Annotated in this window: 17 protein-coding genes; 8 read left to right on the forward strand and 9 right to left on the reverse strand. The window is 56.2% G+C overall.

Going from position 1 to position 16,061, the window contains the following annotated elements; all coding sequences use genetic code 11:
• Nucleotides 1-39 precede the first annotated feature (39 nt).
• The 3 genes from GFR01_RS04675 (at nt 40) to GFR01_RS15910 (ending at nt 1,988) form a co-directional block, all read left to right on the forward strand.
• Nucleotides 40-447: a nuclear transport factor 2 family protein gene (locus GFR01_RS04675; protein ID WP_145994550.1), complete on the forward strand. Its 408-nt coding sequence runs from the start codon at nt 40-42 to the stop codon at nt 445-447.
• Nucleotides 441-605, forward strand: coding sequence for a nuclear transport factor 2-like protein (locus GFR01_RS15685; protein WP_167384198.1), 165 nt, complete (start codon nt 441-443; stop codon nt 603-605). Before GFR01_RS04675 ends, GFR01_RS15685 begins: the two co-directional genes overlap by 7 nt.
• Nucleotides 606-1,205: 600 nt before the next feature.
• Nucleotides 1,206-1,988 (forward strand): hypothetical protein, encoded by a 783-nt coding sequence (locus tag GFR01_RS15910; RefSeq protein WP_244902154.1) that lies wholly within the window; start codon nt 1,206-1,208, stop codon nt 1,986-1,988.
• Nucleotides 1,989-2,223: 235 nt separating this feature from the next.
• Here GFR01_RS15910 and GFR01_RS04690 read toward each other — a convergent pair whose 3' ends face one another.
• Entirely contained in the window at nt 2,224-3,045 is an 822-nt protein-coding gene (locus GFR01_RS04690) for a helix-turn-helix domain-containing protein (RefSeq protein ID WP_099181443.1), read from the reverse strand.
• 72 nt (nt 3,046-3,117) lie between these two features.
• On the opposite strand from GFR01_RS04690, the gene GFR01_RS04695 reads away from it, so the two are divergent.
• Nucleotides 3,118-4,278 (forward strand): MFS transporter, encoded by a 1,161-nt coding sequence (locus GFR01_RS04695; protein WP_099181444.1) that lies wholly within the window; start codon nt 3,118-3,120, stop codon nt 4,276-4,278.
• Nucleotides 4,279-4,433: 155 nt separating this feature from the next.
• Here GFR01_RS04695 and GFR01_RS04700 read toward each other — a convergent pair whose 3' ends face one another.
• On the reverse strand, nt 4,434-5,042 hold the full coding sequence (locus GFR01_RS04700) for a TetR/AcrR family transcriptional regulator (protein ID WP_099181445.1): 609 nt from the start codon (nt 5,040-5,042) through the stop codon (nt 4,434-4,436).
• A 100-nt stretch (nt 5,043-5,142) separates the two neighbouring features.
• Between GFR01_RS04700 and GFR01_RS04705 the strand changes: the two genes are divergently transcribed.
• The gene (locus GFR01_RS04705; RefSeq protein WP_099181446.1) at nt 5,143-6,549 is read left to right on the forward strand and encodes a coniferyl aldehyde dehydrogenase; all 1,407 of its coding nucleotides are present in this window, start codon (nt 5,143-5,145) and stop codon (nt 6,547-6,549) included.
• Nucleotides 6,550-6,869: 320 nt separating this feature from the next.
• On the opposite strand, the gene GFR01_RS04710 is transcribed toward GFR01_RS04705, so the two are convergent.
• Entirely contained in the window at nt 6,870-7,778 is a 909-nt protein-coding gene (locus tag GFR01_RS04710; protein WP_099181447.1) for a LysR family transcriptional regulator, read from the reverse strand.
• Nucleotides 7,779-7,876: 98 nt separating this feature from the next.
• On the opposite strand from GFR01_RS04710, the gene GFR01_RS04715 reads away from it, so the two are divergent.
• The gene (locus GFR01_RS04715) at nt 7,877-8,746 is read left to right on the forward strand and encodes an aldo/keto reductase family oxidoreductase (protein WP_099181448.1); all 870 of its coding nucleotides are present in this window, start codon (nt 7,877-7,879) and stop codon (nt 8,744-8,746) included.
• 765 nt (nt 8,747-9,511) lie between these two features.
• Here the strand turns inward: GFR01_RS04715 and GFR01_RS04725 are convergent.
• The 6 genes from GFR01_RS04725 to GFR01_RS04750 form a co-directional block, all read right to left on the reverse strand.
• Nucleotides 9,512-10,159, reverse strand: a complete 648-nt coding sequence (locus GFR01_RS04725; protein WP_099181449.1) for a glutathione S-transferase — start codon at nt 10,157-10,159, stop codon at nt 9,512-9,514.
• 50 nt (nt 10,160-10,209) lie between these two features.
• A complete protein-coding gene (locus tag GFR01_RS16255; protein WP_244902155.1) occupies nt 10,210-10,665 on the reverse strand; it encodes an aldo/keto reductase in 456 nt (151 codons plus the stop codon).
• Between the two features lie 48 nt (nt 10,666-10,713).
• Nucleotides 10,714-11,427 carry an SDR family oxidoreductase gene (gene bdcA, locus GFR01_RS04735; RefSeq protein WP_099181450.1) on the reverse strand — a complete coding sequence of 238 codons (714 nt, stop codon included), beginning with the start codon at nt 11,425-11,427 and terminating at the stop codon, nt 10,714-10,716.
• On the reverse strand, nt 11,424-11,876 hold the full coding sequence (locus GFR01_RS04740) for an SRPBCC family protein (protein ID WP_099181451.1): 453 nt from the start codon (nt 11,874-11,876) through the stop codon (nt 11,424-11,426). The genes bdcA and GFR01_RS04740 overlap by 4 nt, the downstream gene beginning before the upstream one ends.
• Nucleotides 11,877-11,907: 31 nt before the next feature.
• Nucleotides 11,908-12,669 (reverse strand): SDR family NAD(P)-dependent oxidoreductase, encoded by a 762-nt coding sequence (locus tag GFR01_RS04745; protein ID WP_099181452.1) that lies wholly within the window; start codon nt 12,667-12,669, stop codon nt 11,908-11,910.
• A gap of 154 nt (nt 12,670-12,823) precedes the next feature.
• Nucleotides 12,824-13,459 (reverse strand): TetR/AcrR family transcriptional regulator, encoded by a 636-nt coding sequence (locus GFR01_RS04750; RefSeq protein ID WP_063902729.1) that lies wholly within the window; start codon nt 13,457-13,459, stop codon nt 12,824-12,826.
• Nucleotides 13,460-13,564: 105 nt separating this feature from the next.
• Between GFR01_RS04750 and GFR01_RS04755 the strand changes: the two genes are divergently transcribed.
• Nucleotides 13,565-14,782 (forward strand): MFS transporter, encoded by a 1,218-nt coding sequence (locus GFR01_RS04755; RefSeq protein WP_099181453.1) that lies wholly within the window; start codon nt 13,565-13,567, stop codon nt 14,780-14,782.
• Nucleotides 14,783-15,226: 444 nt separating this feature from the next.
• Nucleotides 15,227-15,922 (forward strand): NADPH-dependent F420 reductase, encoded by a 696-nt coding sequence (locus tag GFR01_RS04760; RefSeq protein WP_099181454.1) that lies wholly within the window; start codon nt 15,227-15,229, stop codon nt 15,920-15,922.
• Nucleotides 15,923-16,061 lie beyond the last annotated feature (139 nt).

Genomic DNA, 16,061 nt, shown 5'->3' on the forward strand with positions numbered 1-16,061 from the left:
GATTTCGCGGAACCAACCATTCGTGCGCAATCGGAATTCGTGACCGGATACGAAACAACGCAGTTACCTTATTATGGAAGCAACCAGCAGATGAATACGAAACATCCAAGCCGACGAGCAGTGTTATCGGCAGCGGCCGTCTCAGTCGGAATGATAGGTTCGGTGGTTCACGCTAAACCAAACGTTTCCACTAACCAGAGCAATAAAGATATTGTCCGCAATGCTCTTGAGGCATGGAGCCGGGGAACGAATGCGCCCTTTATCGCCCTCATCTCTGAGGATATTCGATGGACGATCGTCGGCCATTCGCTGATTGCCGGAACGACGAACGGTAAAGCCGAGCTCAACGAGAAGACAAACCTGCCTTTTGTTGCACGGTTCAACAGATCATCGACCAAGTTCAGGCCTGTGCGCATCCATGGGATTTATGAGGACGGGATATGGTGATCGTACATTTCGACGGTCACGGCATCGCTAATGACGGTAAACCTTACGACAACAGCTACGCATGGTTTTTGACAATGCGCGGTGGTCGCGTCATCGCAGGAACTGCTTTTTTTGATAGAATCGCGTTCAACGATCTCTGGACCCGGGTTCGGCCGTAACCGGCTTTCTTCTCCGTCGTTGAAGCAAATTGGCTTGGAAAGTTTTGTTCCGGTCCCCGTCGCGGCCCAGGCCTCATCGTTGAACGTTGTACGTTCAAGCTTTTCTTGGTTGTTTCGGTCGCTATCCGGCTCAGGCACCACACGTGGGGGGCTCGTCATCAACGGCTGCACGGACAACTTCTATCGTGATGGTCGTCGTGTGCATGGCTTTGGCAACAAATCTTATGGCCGTATGATGGCGGGTAGTCAGGACGGGTATGCGATTGGAATCTAGCCTACGGCAGCAACCGGCGACGAAACAATTGCAACCTCCGAGCAGACGCAAGGGTGTTTTCCTGTTCCCAAATTACTGGGCGGCCAGGAACAGATCAGTAGCTGTCTGGATTTTAGGTTCTCAGGCGGTCCGCTTTGCGGAAGATATATCTATAATCGGTGTATCGGAAATGCGGTATAAGCAGGCCTACCGTTTTCGCCCTTATCTCGCACAACGGGGGCATCTGAACGATCTCCGGAAAGCCGCCACAAGAGTATTGTTCCTATGTCGTAATCAGAATATCGATACAAGCTTATTTTGATATTACTCGAGACAGGATATCGGACTTGATTGGCATTGGAAAAGCAACGCAGCAAATGGCTCTTCCATATATCTATGGGATGATAGTCTTTCTTTCTGTGATCGTCGCTCACGCAGTCGATTTTTTCCTGCATGAATTCGCTCATTCATTCACGGCATGGGCACTCGGTTGGAAAGATAATCCTCTTGCTCTGAATTATGGAAAGCCGACCATAGATAATATTCTCATGCAGCAGCAGATCGACGAAAACGTTCGTTACGCACCAATCTTCGCCGCACACAGTGGACTACAGGGAGCATTAATCGCTGCTGCAGGCCCTCTAATTGCTAACGGTGGCGGCAGTATAATCTGTGGCCATGTTTTGCGCGCTATAGGCAAGCAACCTCTACAGACAGTCTGGAGTCTCACATGCATGTGGCTATTCACCTGGCTGGCGGCGTTTAATGTCTTCAATGTCTGGAGTTACGCTCCCCTTCGCGCAATGAGTTCGCATGGTGATATGGCGCTCATTGCTGAAGGACTGGGCGTTCCGAATTGGCTTATTTTCCCCATTGTAACTGGCTTTGCGGTCTGGCTGGCACATTGGTACGTCCGGAATATCCTCCCTAACGTTTGTAAGTATTTTTCTGACTTCCGTTTCGGAGCAGCCCTCGGAGGCACTGTCCTTGGAACAACAATCCCATTCTTCTCGATCGTTGGAATTACGGGAAATTATGGTCTCCCATCAGCTCTCATGTGTGTCGCCAGCCTATTTTTCTTTACACCCGCCATGCTGGCTATGTTTTACGTATCCACAGGGCGACCCTGAAAGGCGAATATAGGTCCATATGATCTAGATCCAAGTTTGGAGGCGCGTGTCAGCTGGCTGCTAAGCGAACAGGCAAAGTCAGCCCCAGCTCGGCTAAAAAAACACTGTGCCGCTTATGTCCGCTGTGCAGAAAGCTGTTCATAGGTATGTATGTCCGACATAACGGCGAGAGTTGCCGGTCGGACTTATCGCCTCGGGGCCAAGTGTCTTCGACGAAAAACGAAATCTTTCGTTCTTAAACAGTCCGGCAACCGGACCATTCAACCTGGTCACGAAATCGACTGGGCGGACTGCCGAGGGTCTTGCGGAATGCAAACGCAAACGCGGATGCCGTGGAATAACCAAGTGCGTGTGCGACCTCTCCAACTGGCAGGCCTGATGCCAGCATGCCAACGGCGGCCTGCATCTGCACCTGCCGACGATAATGACTGAAGCTCATGCCGGTTTCGACTTCAAACAACCTGGCCAGCGTCCGACTGCTGGCCCCAGCCACAGCCTGCCATTCGGACAGTGAGCGGCCATCCGCCGGAGAGGCCATCAGCGCATCCGTGACACGCCGCAGTCGTGTATCCGAAGGACGTGGTACACCCAGCGGTTCGGAATGTGCCGATGCGATCTGGTCCAGCAGCACCGTCACCATGCGCGACGCCGGTGAAGGAACGGGATAATCTGATGGGCATCTGGCAACCGCATCAATCAGTTCCCGCACCAACGTTGTAAGGGCAATGATGCGACAGGCTGGCAGAAAATCACGGCACATCTCCGGCGCAATCAGCACGGCACGCAGCCTGCTTTCCTTGGGGCTGTGAACAGCATGCACAATACCCGGTGGCAGCAGGAGTGCCCGGCCGGGGGGCACCAGACACTGGTTATCTTCGGTCGTGACGCGGATCACGCCATGTGTGGTTGCGAGAAGTTGCCCGAGATCAGCGTGACAATGAGGTTCGACATCCGCAGGTTCCACATGATGCTCCGCATGCACGCGCACTGGACGTAGCTCTGTGGGAGGCGTGGGATCAGCAAGACTGCTGGCCTGCAGGGATCGGAGTTGCTTCATCTGGCATATTTTCGACAGTTTATGGCATCCTGTCGAGCGCTGGATAAAAAATCAGCCTGTATAGCAGAGGGCATGACACGTTCCGCCAAAACGCTTCTGCCCTGGCTGATGATCTTCGGTGCCGGTATCTGCCTGCGTACCGGAATTGCGTCCCTCTCTCCCATCCTCGACCGGATCGAACGAACTCTTGCCATCTCCAACGCAGAACTGGGCTTGCTGACCACACTTCCTGTCCTGTGCATGGGCGGCCTCTCTCCGCTCGGGCATATGCTGGAACGGCGACTTGGCCTGAAACGCTCCATGATAATGGCATTGGCGCTTCTGACGATCGTCCTGCTCCTTCGCTTTGATGGTGGCAGCTATGGGCTGCTGCTTTTCACGGCCGTCGGCGTTGGCGTAGGCGACGCGATCATCCGGCCATTGCTGTCGGGTTTCATCAAGGGTGAGTTTGCCTCCCGCGCGCCTGCGGCCATGAGCGTCTATGCCGCCAGTATGGGCGTGGGATCGGCCCTGGCCGCTTTCGGAACGCCCCGCATCAGTGACGCCACCGGGAACTGGCCGCTGGGTCTGGCTTTCTGGGCGCTTCCCGCGGCACTCGCCGGGTTCTGCTGGATACTATGGCGCGAGGATATCCCCGCGCCTGCGCGCTCCGCGTCACAGCCCTCTCTCACGATCAGCCGGAGCGGCATTCTTGGACTGACGCTGTTCTTCGGTCTTCAGGCTGGGATCAATTACGTCGCAATAGCGTGGCTGCCGTCCCTGTATGGTGCCCTGGGCTATTCTGACCATACTGCAGGGCTTCTTGTCGCCATCATGATGCTGTTCCAGACGAGCATCAGTTTTTGCATGCATGTCATCATGCGCGCTCTGAAACTTACAACCATCAAGGCAGCCCTAATTTTTTCCGGCCTCGCCATTCTGGGTACGCTCAGCCTGCTGCTCGCAAAGCCGCTGCCATGGCTGGCACCTTTGATGATCGGAATTGCGACGGGAGGCCTGTTCCCGATAGCGCTCCTCCAGCCTCTGGATTTCGCACACGGCAGATCAGAGGCGACACGGCTGGCCGGGCTAACCCAGACGGGCGGCTATCTGCTTGGCGGTATCCTACCGTGGGTTACAGGTCTGTTGATTGATCAGATCGGCGTTGCCCTAGCACTCTTGACATTGCTGACTGGCAGCGCTGGCCTGCTTACCGTGGTTACGGTGCTGATCCAGCGCACTTATCGGAAATGACATAGCCCGCCACGACTGTCTGCTTTCCGGTCCATTCTGGAATGATCTGAATGTCCTGGGTGCCGGCGGAAGCGGTCAGTCCGTTTTTGCCTTCATGCTGATCATCAAGGAAAGCATTACCAGTTCCGAAAAGCGAACATCGTGTGGTAGCTCAATCAATCGGGGCAGCACATCCCATCCAGCAATACGTCCAGTGCGGCCGGAACCGGCGCTGGCCCGACCTTCTCTTCAAGCAGTTGATGACTGATCGCCAGCATGGCCAGACCATGCACCTGCGCCCAACTGGCCGCCGCCAGCGCGTTGACGGCAACCGGCCGGAAGCTTCCGTCACATTGTCCTCTTTCCAGAAGACCCACAAGAATCCCGAAAGTGCTCATGGCCGTGGCGTGCAACTGCGGATCAATCGTCTTGTCGGCATCGGAACTGAACATCAGCCGATAAAGACCGGGGTTCTGACAGGCAAACGCGATACAGGCCTGCGCTGCGGCCACGAATTGCGCACGCGTGGAAGGCCTGGCTGGGGACATGGCCTCTGTCATGGTCTCTCCAAGCCTGACGAAGCCGATCGAGGCCAGTTCCCGCAACAGCATCTCGCGATCACGGAAATGCTTGTAGGGAGCCGCGTGACTGACCCCCGTACGCCGCGCCACTTCCCGCAGGGTGAAGGCCCAGTTCTGGTTTGCGGCCAGCATGGCAAGTGCCGTGTCGATCAGGGCACGGCGCAGATCACCGTGGTGGTAAGGGCGGTCGTTGGTTTCACTCATTTGTGAGGCTCATGTTTACAGAAGAAACTTTTATTGACACCAGATCGTCGTGCTCCATATTGTGCCCACACAAGTTTCTCCTGTAAACATGGAGGACGTGATGTCCGATGTTACGCCTGCTGACCTGCACCGTATTCTCGACCGCCAGCGTGCCGCGTTTCTGCGTGATGGACCACCCGACCTGAAACAGCGCCGGACCGATCTGCGGCGCCTGAAAGCCGAAATCCTGAAGCGGCGCGGTGACATCGTGCACGCCCTGAAAATGGATTTCGGACAGCGATCCGAGCGTGAAAGCGCCATCGTGGAACTCATCCCACTGGTGCAGTCGATCAATTATATGATTACGCATCTGGGGCGCTGGATGAAGCCGGAACGTCGCCACGTCTCGGCCTATTTCCAGTGCGGTCGTGCCTGGGTGGTCCGGCAGCCGGTAGGTATTGTAGGCATTATCGCGCCATGGAACTATCCGGTCTCGCTGGCCCTTGTGCCGCTGGCAACCGCAATCGCCGCTGGTAACCGAGCCATGCTCAAGCCCTCGGAATTCACTCCAGCCACATCGAAGGTGATTGGCGAGATCGTGCGGGCCGCCTTTCCGCCGGAGCATATTTCTGTTGTCACGGGAAACGGTGAAGTGGGCGCTGCATTTTCTTCTCTGCCCGTTGATCATATCCTGTTCACCGGCAGCACTGCGGTCGGAAAGAAGGTTGCGGAAGCGGCGGCGCGTAACCTGACCCCCGTCACGCTTGAATTAGGGGGCAAGTCCCCCGTGGTGATTGAGCCCGGTTTTTCCATGGGGCGGGTGGTGGACCGGGTAGCATTCGGCAAGCTGACCAATGCCGGGCAAACCTGCATCGCGCCCGATTATATGCTGGTCCATGAAGACGACAGGGATGCGTTCGCCACGGCTTATCAGAAGGCCGTGAAAAAGCTGCATCCGGGCGGGTATGCGGGATCTCCTGATTATACGGCCATTCTCAACCAGCATCACTATGAGCGGCTGAGCGGTTTGATCCGTGATGCTGAGGAGCATGGCGCCAAGATTATCCGGATGGGGAGCGATTCAGCCGCCAGCCATGTCCTTGCGCCGGTTCTCATACTGAACGTCAAACCTGAAATGGCGGTCATGCAGGAAGAAATTTTCGGGCCTGTCCTGCCTGTGCTGACCTACAGGAACCTTGATGAAGCAATTGCCTTCATCAATGCGCGTCCCCGGCCTCTGGCCCTGTATTATTTTGGCGACAACCGTATTGAACGCGACAGGCTTTTGAAGCGCACAGTTTCGGGAAACGTCACGATCAACGGCACATTGATGCATTATGTGCAGGACGATCTGCCGTTTGGTGGCGTGGGGGACAGTGGCATCGGAGCGTATCATGGAAAGGAAGGCTTCATCGCGCTCACGCATGCCCGTGGTGTGTACCGGCAGGGCCGTTTCAATGCAGCAATGCTGCTTCAGCCACCATTCGGCAAACTCACCGATGCCATTACAAATCTGATACTGCGATGACAACGCACATTCTGCTTATCGGGGGCACCAGCCTCATCGGGCGTCTCGTTGGTGCGGAGCTTGGCATGCGGCCTGATACCGCCGTCACTAGCATTCCCGCCACTAACTGACTGGTCTCGCATTGTAGGGTGGCGGAGACGATCGGACGGTGTTTCCTGGAGGTGACTTTTTCCGTGGACGAGGGCCTCCGGTATTCTATGCGATGGTAAGCTTTAAACTCTTGTGCTTCTCTGAATCCCACCATTGCTCTCTGAGGGGCTTTCTCCCGCTCAACGAAAAGCCAGCACGGCAGTCATTGTGGATCAAAATATCAGCTATTATTAAGCCTCAGACGCATGCGAGCGAATGAAATCGACGAATGCGCGGAGCGGCGGAGGCAACTGGCGACGGCCGGAATAGTAAAGCATAGGCCCAGAAAAAGGGGTGGCCCAGTCTTCAAGCACCACGTCCAGCGCACCGTTACGGATGTGCGGAGCCAGCCAGTCTTCGAACAGACAGGCGATGCCAAGACCCGCTATGGCAGCCTCTACCAGAAGATCGCAGGCCGATCCGGGTTGAACCAATAAGGGCCCTGGTGGATCGAGGCGAATAACCTCACCGTCTTTCTCGAACTCCCACATGGCTGACGCTCCACCGGAGAAGCGAAGGCGCAGACAGGCGTGTTCCAGCAGCTCACCTGGATGCTGGGGACGTCCTTTCATAGACAGATAGGATGGTGCGGCCACAGTCAGAAGGCGCTGAGTTCGCGGCCCGATGGGGACTGCGATCATGTCCTGTTCCAGACGCTCTTCATAACGGATACCTGCATCCGCGCCAGAGGCGAGGATATCAACAAAACTGTCCTCGACCGTGACTTCCATGCGGATTTGCGGGTAAGCGATTAGGAAAGGCGACAGAATGCCCGGAAGTACGGTCCTGGCGACATTGGCCGGCACATTGAGACGGATCGTCCCCGCAGGCTGATCGGTTTGCGTATGAACCGTATCGAGTGCGGCGCTGATCTCGGCAAGCGCAGGCGAGAGCCGTTCGAACAGCCGGGCACCCGTTTCGGTGAGCGAAATGCTACGCGTGCTGCGATGAAGCAGGCGGGTACCAAGACGGGTTTCCAGTCGCCGTAAAGCGTCGCTAAGTCCCGATGCTGACGAACCTGAAACGCGCGCAGCCTCGCGAAAACCTCCCGCACGCGCAACGGCGACGAACGCCGAAAGATCATCAAGCTCGAGTGACATTGTGCGATTTTCCGTACAGCCCGTTCAGGTTTGACCAGCTTATCGATCATTTGAACGTAGTCCATGTTTGGTATGCACCCCTTATCAAGGAGATACCAATGAGCAGTCGCGTCAATGCCGGAACCTTTATACTCGGCGACCGCGTTGTGAACCGTATGGGCTACGGAGCGATGCAGCTTGCTGGCCCTGGTGTTTTCGGGCCGCCGCGGGACCGTAAAGCTGCTGTTGCTGTGTTACGAGCTGCTGTCGAAGCTGGCGTTAATCATATCGATACCAGCGATTTCTATGGCCCACATATCACCAACCAGATCATTCGCGAGGCGCTGCACCCTTATGGTGATGACCTTGTGATCGTGACCAAGGTCGGCGCGCTACGTGGTGAGGATGCATCATGGAAGCCAGCCCAGAGCGCTGAGGACCTGACCAGAGCCGTGCATGATAATCTGCGTAATCTGGGACTGGAACGGCTTGATGTGGTCAATCTGCGACTGATGGGAGACATTCATGCTCCCAAAGAAGGGTCGTTGGCAGAACCGTTTTCAGCACTGGCTGTTTTGAGAGAGCAGGGCCTCATCCGCCATCTTGGCCTCAGCAATGCAACCGCTGCGCAGGTAGCCGAAGCACAGACGATTGCGCCAGTTGTCTGTGTGCAAAACCATTACAACCTCGTCCATCGAAAAGATGATGAACTGATCGGCGTGCTGGCCGCACAGGACATCGCGTATGTTCCATTTTTCCCGTTGGGTGGGTTCAGCCCGATACAGTCCGATGCCCTGTCCAAGATCGCGGCCGATTTCGGAAGTACTCCGTTGCAAGTGGCACTGGCCTGGTTGCTGGCCCGGTCATCCAACGTGCTTCTTATCCCGGGAACTTCAAATCCCCTTCATCTGGCCGAAAATCTCGCGGCGGCAACGCTGGAACTGTCCGCTGATGTTCAGGCGCGCCTTGACGCTATTGCTACCCCTTAACCTTCGAACCAGAACTATTTGAGACGTGATACTGCAGGCTTGCCACTTGCAGTATCACGTACCTAAAGGCAGCGGTGCGAGAAGAATAGAATATCCGTTCTTTAGCAACGAGAAAAAAGTAGATACCTCTTTCCGGAAAATTGCCTATATCCTGTCTTGTATATCACATTAAAATAGAGATTTCCTAAATTCCTCTTTTATATATTGGTCGAAATTTTCCTAAATATCTTTCCATACTGTCTGCTATGGATCTTTTTCCGGGAGGTATTCCATTTATTCACAAGGATAAATATAAGAGTGACTATAATACAATGACGTTTCTATTGATTGCAGAATATCCTCTTGCCCGCAAGAGAGGCGCTATAGGGCTATTTTTCGCGGCACAGGCGTGGCTTGTTCTGCAACATTCAATATCGATAGAACGACATTCGAAAAATCGTCCGGTATCAGCCGCTCCCCAGACACTTTTTTGAAGGTGGACACGAGAAGGGTGGCGGCCAGCTAGACGATCCGGCGAAACTCGCCGCGGCAGTGCTTCAGCTTGTTGCGTCAGACGCCCCCACCGCAACTTTTCTGGGGCAAAGATGCTCTCCGACTGGTTCGTGAACGTATCTCAAAAGATATTGCGGATTGGGCAGAACTGATCCGTCCACGGACTGTTGGGAGCTCCAGGAAGTGGTAGTCGCTGTCAAAAAAACGAATTTCGCGAATTCATGTCGGCCCCGAAGGTGAAAGCTGTCCACGCGTTTGGTGTTGCGTTGTACATCAGTGCTTTGGCGGAACAATTGCCAGTTGCTTCCGAACGCTCGGACGCTCTTGCATCCTCTCGAACCAGGTTGAAAGTGCCACACATTCCTGCGGGATCGGCAATTCTACGATTGCTGCAAATATAAAACCCCCGATGACTGCAATGTCCGCCATCGAGAAAGCTTCACCGGCTATGAAGGGCTGTTTCCTCAGCACAGCGTCGAAGTAATGCATTCCGCGCAGAGCCTTGTCACGCTGACGAAGTCCCCATTCTTGATTCTGGTAGAGTTCCACATCGGGACCAAGACCAGGTGTGGCATGATGAAAATAGACACTGATGGCGTCCAGCATCTCGATCTCGGCGCGTTTGGTCATCATCTGGATCACGCCTTTCTCAAGCGGCGTTCGACCAGTCAACATGGGGTCGCCGGCTAGCGCATCAAGATAGACCGTGATCGCCGTACATTCGGCGAGAACCACTCCATTGTCCAGTTCAAGAACTGGCAATGTTCCGGAGTAATTTTTGGCGAGGAAACCGGACCTCTTGTGTTCGCCCTTCCACAAGTTGATCGGCACGAATTCGACGTCGGACTGGAGATTCTTCTCTGCCAGCGCAATCCGAACACGAGCGGGATAGGGCCCTGTCGGCCAGTCGTAAATTTTCATTGGAGCAGCCTTATTTACATCGAAAGCGAAAATGTCAGGCGTTCACGTATTTAGCTGCCTGCCACATGATCTGGGGCTTTAACTGTCCACGTATAATTCTCTACTGCGTTGACTGAAACGCCTTTCGGCCTTCTGCAGTCCAACACTGCGAAGTCTTCATTGGAGAGTGTGATGTCGGCCGCGGCGACGTTTGCTCCAGATGAGCGACCTTGTAGGACCCCGGGATTGGCAGCATCACCTTGTTGCGTTTTAGGACCCAGACGAGGGCGATCTGGGTCGGATGCACGCCGTATTTCTTCGTCATAGGAATCAGCCGTGTCGATGAAGTTGACGCCGAGTTCCCGGAGGCGTCTCAGTATTCGGATGGCCTCGTTATGATCGGCAGGCGGCCCCCACATCCCCGGACCGGGAATGCGCATGGCGCCAAAACCAAGCCGGTTGATGTCGAGATCGCCGCCGATCCTGAATGTGCCGGATCGGGAGGCGTTGGAAGCTGGGTGGAGCATGGTCCTCGGTCCTTTTTGTCAGCAGGCTGTCAGGGATAAACCAGTCCGTCAGGCAGTGAAGCCGCCATCGATGTTATATGCAGCGCCAGTGATGATGCCGGCTTCTGGCCCGGCAAGATACGCCACCAGTCCCGCAATTTCTTCACCCTTGGCATGGCGTTTGATCGCCATGAAGCCGTGCATCACGTCCTTCAGTGGCCCTCCGGCAGGGTTCATGTCGGTATCAGTAGGCCCGGGCTGGATAACATTGACGGTGATGCCGCGCGCGCCAAAGTCACGTGCCAACCCCTTGGTCATACCCTTCAATGCGGATTTGCTGGCACTGTAGGCAGCAAGCCCGGCCATCGGCATACGGTCGGCATTGGCGGAGCCGATAAAAATGATACGGCCCCCGTCGGGCATGGTCCGGGCAGCAGCAACAGCCGCGTGGTAAGGCGCATGGATGTTGATGCGGAAAAGTCGGTCGATATCATCCGGTGGCATGTTCAGGGGATCGCCCGCGCCAAGAATGCCCGAATTGACGACCAGCACATCGAGAGGGCCGAGTGACGCGATCAGCGCGATGAGAGCATCACGGTCAGCACTATCGACGCGCAGGGCTTCGCTTCCGGTTTCGGCAGCCAGCACCTGAGCTTCGTCAGGGGAAGACAGATACGAGAACACGACTTTTGCACCATCCGAGGCGAAGCGGCGCACGATTGCAGCGCCAATCCCGCGACTTCCGCCAAGCACGAGGACGGATTTGCCATAAAAACTGGTCATGGCGATGGTGCATCTGAGGCCAGTATCTCAGCCAGTCTATCGAAGGCTGGCTGATAGATCTGTGTCGGCATCCGGGCCTCCATGCTGGCGGCCTGCTCGACAGGCGCCTCGAACTGCCCCCGCCACTGGATGAACGTGTGATCGCTCTTCGTTATGGGAAGAAGGCTGATCGTAGAGCGATAGTTCCGGATCGGCAGGGCTGATTCAACGATCGAGAACGTGACCGCATGATCCACATCGGACAGCGCCAGAAGCTGTTCACGGATGAGGCCGACATCGCCCATCTCAACACGGCGGATTGCCCCGACACGGTCACCGGACTCATCACCTTCAATCACGCAGCTGTGTACGCCCGGCAACCAGCGTCCAAGGGCGCCGAAATCACGGACCAACTGCCAGACGGAGGGAACCGATGCAGGAATGACGCTGCTGGCCATAACATGGATCATGGGGCCACTCCTGGCTGTGAGTATCTGAATGTCATAGCGACTGACCTCCCGTCACCTCGATGCGCTGACCATTCACCCAGCGCATGTCGTCAGACAGAAGTGCACGGATTGCGGCACCAATGTCGTCGGGTTGTCCGACCCGCCCCAAGGGGGTGATCTCTGCAAGGCTTTTGTTGATCGTGGCATCGTCACGGACCAGACCACCGCCGAAATCCGAAGCGATCGCCCCAGGGGCGACGGCGTTGACGGTAATCCCCCGTTCGCCCAGCTCTTTCGCCATATAGAGCGAGATGACTTCTGTTGCCGCTTTCATGGCCGAATAAGGCCCATGATCCGTCAGGTAGAAACGCGTCGCGGCGGAGGTAATGTTCAGAATGCGACCGCCATTCCGGATCAGGGGCAGGAGAGCCACCGTCAGCAAGTAGGGGCCCTTGAAGTGGATGTTATACTGGTTGTCGAGTTGTTCCGATGTCGCAGCATCGAAGCGAGTGTGAATGATATTGCCCGCGTTCTGGACCACATAACTCAGCGTCTGCTGTCCGAATTCATGGGCAAGAAGTGCTTTGACCTGCTGGGCAAAATCCGCGAACGACTCATGGTCCGCGATATTCAGCCGCAGCATACGCAGTTTTGCGCTTTCGCCGACGAGGGCGGCTTCGGCAGCTTTCGCCTCGTCTTCGTTGGAGTGATAGGTCCCGATCACGTTGATGCCCGAGGCAATCAGATGCTTCGCGATACTGTATCCGATGCCGCGATTGGCGCCCGTGACGAATGCAATGTCCTGTTTGCTCATAACCGGATTCCTTGGCCGAGACACGGCGATATGTTCCGGAATTTACTTCCGTACCGATCAGTCCATAATGCGCGTTCAAAGCAGGGTCAAGGAATTATGGATCGACCAGTACCGAAGATGCAGCTTTAAGACCCGAGTTGTGCCGGGATCGTTATCATCTGTCTGACTGTTTTCCTGCCTCCGGTGTCACCGCATTGGCATCCCACAACGTCAGAAGAGAGGTAATTGCCGCATCCAGATGCGTTGACGTCATCCCATCCCTGGCTTCGCACGTCATGCCATGGAAAAACGTCGCGAGAATACCGGGCAACGCCTCTGTTGCTGCGCAATCCTGCAACACGCCGTGGGCAATCGCCCGTTCCACGCAGGCCTTGATGCCAGCCCGCGTCCGCTGTCGCTCCTCCGCAAGAAGAACCTGAACAGGTTCGTTCTCGGGCGAGCAGTTGCTGGCACCCGATACGACCAGACAGCCAAAGGGATGCGTCCGGGCAGCCTGCATGCGCGCCGACCCACGCAACGTCTGCTCAATTGCATCGCGCGGCGCCAGATTTTCGTCCCATAAGGGTGCCATGACCTGCCCGTAGGTCGCCAGATAATGCTGCACGACTTCGCGGAACAGGGTTTCTTTCGAGCCAAACGCAGCATAGAAACTTGCGGGCGAAATGTTGCCCATGCACGACTTGAGCTGCGTCAGGGAAGTTGGTTCGTAGCCTTGTGCCCAGAAGAGTGCCGTGGCGGCGTCAATTGCCTTGTCCCTGTCAAACTCACGAGGACGCCCTGTCCGCGCCATGCTGCTGCTCCTTCTGAAAGACTTTCATATTAAGTGATCCAGAAGTGATTGCCAAGATTTTGTAGTCCTTATATACATACCAATCGATCCATATATGAGAGCCGTATGACCCTCAATACGACACCACCCGGGCAGAGCGCCGATGACGGGCTGCCTATCGCTGGTCTGCTCGCACTGGCCATGACCGGGTTCATCTGCATCATGACCGAAACGCTCCCCGCCGGTCTGCTGTCCCAGATCGGGGCCAGCCTGCATGTTTCTCCTGCGCTGGCAGGACAGATGGTCACCGCTTATGCCCTGGGCTCCCTGAGCGCCGCGATCCCCCTGACATTGGCCACGCAGCGCTGGCGACGGAGGCGGGTTCTCCTGCTGGCGATCATCGGCTTTGTGATCTTCAATTCAATCACAGCGTTTTCGACGCATTACGGAATGATCCTTGTTGCCCGCTACGGCGCGGGTGCGGCAGCAGGTCTCGCCTGGGCATTGCTGGCGGGCTATGCGCGCAGGATGGTGACACGTTCTCAGCAGGGGCGGGCTCTGGCCATTGCCATGGTGGGCACGCCGATTGCTCTCTCGATAGGCGTGCCCGTCGGAACATGGCTGGGCGCTGTCGTGGGCTGGAGACTGGCCTTCGGGATCATGTCAGGGTTGACCCTCCTGCTGATCGTCTGGGTTCTGGCCTGCATACCGGATTTTCCGGGTGTCGCGCAACACGAGCGTCTGCCGTTCGGGCGTGTTCTTCGAACCCGGGGTGTACGGTCTGTTCTGGGCGTCGTGGTGACATGGATGCTCGCACATAATGTTCTCTACACCTATATCGTGCCGTTCATCACACCGGCTGGGCTGGCAGGGCGGGCGGATCGCATCCTGCTGCTTTTTGGTCTCGCTGCTCTTGCTGGAATTTTGCTGACCAGTCGTATGGTCGATCACGCCCTGCGTCTGTCCGTTCTGACCAGTCTCGCGATATTCGCTGCTGTTGCAGGTCTTTTTGCAATCGGGTCTACGTCGCCTGCGGTGATCATGATCGGCGTCACAATATGGGGTCTGACATTTGGAGGGGCTGCGACTTTGCTCCAGACGGCACTTGCCGATGCAGCCGGGGAGGGCGCGGATGTCGCGTTGTCGATGAATGTCGTCGTCTGGAATAGCGCGATAGCCGGTGGGGGACTTCTGGGCGGTATGTTGCTTGAAACGTGGGGCGCTATGTCGTTCCCATGGGCTGTGCTGGGCCTCGCGGTTTCCGGGTTCCTGATCGCATGGCATGCCCAATCTCACGGATTCAGATCTGGTCACAGGCTTGGGCAAGGGGCAGGTGAGAACTAAGAATTCGTTTTAGACGAACTGCGGATTTACCGAAGTGTTTTTACTTATCGCCTGAAGAGTTGTTCAGATCCTGTCTGATATTGAATTATGTTCATCCATGAATGTCCATTATTATCGGGATAGGCACTTTATATCCAAAATGAAGCGGATGCCGCCTGTCCGGTGCTTATCTGGAATAAAATGCGTAACGCCGACTGAGCGGAACGGCGGCCTCCAGTCCTCCCGATGTATAGGCTATTTGTTCAGCAGAGGCGTTGATCCTGCTCTATTGGCCCAAACCATGTCCCAGTGTCGGCTTCTTCTGGAACGCGGCTGAAGCAGATTGCCTCCTTGAATTCCTTCCGGTTTGAGGAAAAGAGCGTTCACAAATGAACATGTCGGACTAGTCCTTGTCCGCTGGCGCCCCATATCGAAAACAGTGCTCAAAAACCGGGAGACGACGACATGAAGATCGGCATTATAGGCGCAGGCCAGATTGGTGGCACATTGGCGCGCAGGTTTGTGGCCTGTGGTCATGAGGTGAAGATCGCCAACTCACGCGGCCCACAGACCCTGACCGAACTGGCGAGGGAAAGCGGCGCGAAACCCGTTACCGTCGCGGATGCAGTCAGGGATGTGAACCTGATCGTCGTCACCATCCCCGAGAAGAACATTCCTGCCCTTGGCTACAGGCCGTTCGAACATGTTCCGGCTGACGTGGTTGTCGTTGATACCGGGAACTATTACCCCCGCGAGCGGGATGGCCGCATCGCCGCCATCGAAGCGGGGAAGGTGGAAAGCGTCTGGGTCTCGGAGCAGATCAGCCGTCCGGTCATCAAGGTCTTCAACAACATCTATGCGAAGCACCTGCTGGAAAATGGAACCCCCGTGGGCACGGCGAACCGGATCGCGCTGCCAGTCGCGGGGGACGATGTTGCTGCGAAGAAAACCGTCATGGGACTGGTCGACGACATTGGATTTGATCCCGTTGATGCCGGGCCGCTGGCGGAATCTTGGCGCCAGCAGCCAGGAACACCGGTCTATGGCGCGGACCTGGACGCGGCGGGCGTAGCGAAAGCGCTGGCTTCGGCCAGTCCCGAGCGCACTGCGGGATGGACGGCGACTGATCAAAGTCCTGGTAGCTTCGAAGCTCCAGTCTGATACGGCTGCACGCCGGAGGCTTCATTGGCCCGGATGAAGTCTCGGGCGGATAATATCCATCAGTCAGTCGACTAAGACACGTACCTGCGGAGAAAGCTGTCGATTGCTTGGATATGGCACGGAGAGCGGTGAGGGCGTC

It is taken from the genome of Gluconobacter frateurii (genome assembly GCF_002723955.1).
In the GTDB taxonomy this organism is placed as follows: Bacteria; Pseudomonadota; Alphaproteobacteria; order Acetobacterales; family Acetobacteraceae; genus Gluconobacter; species Gluconobacter frateurii.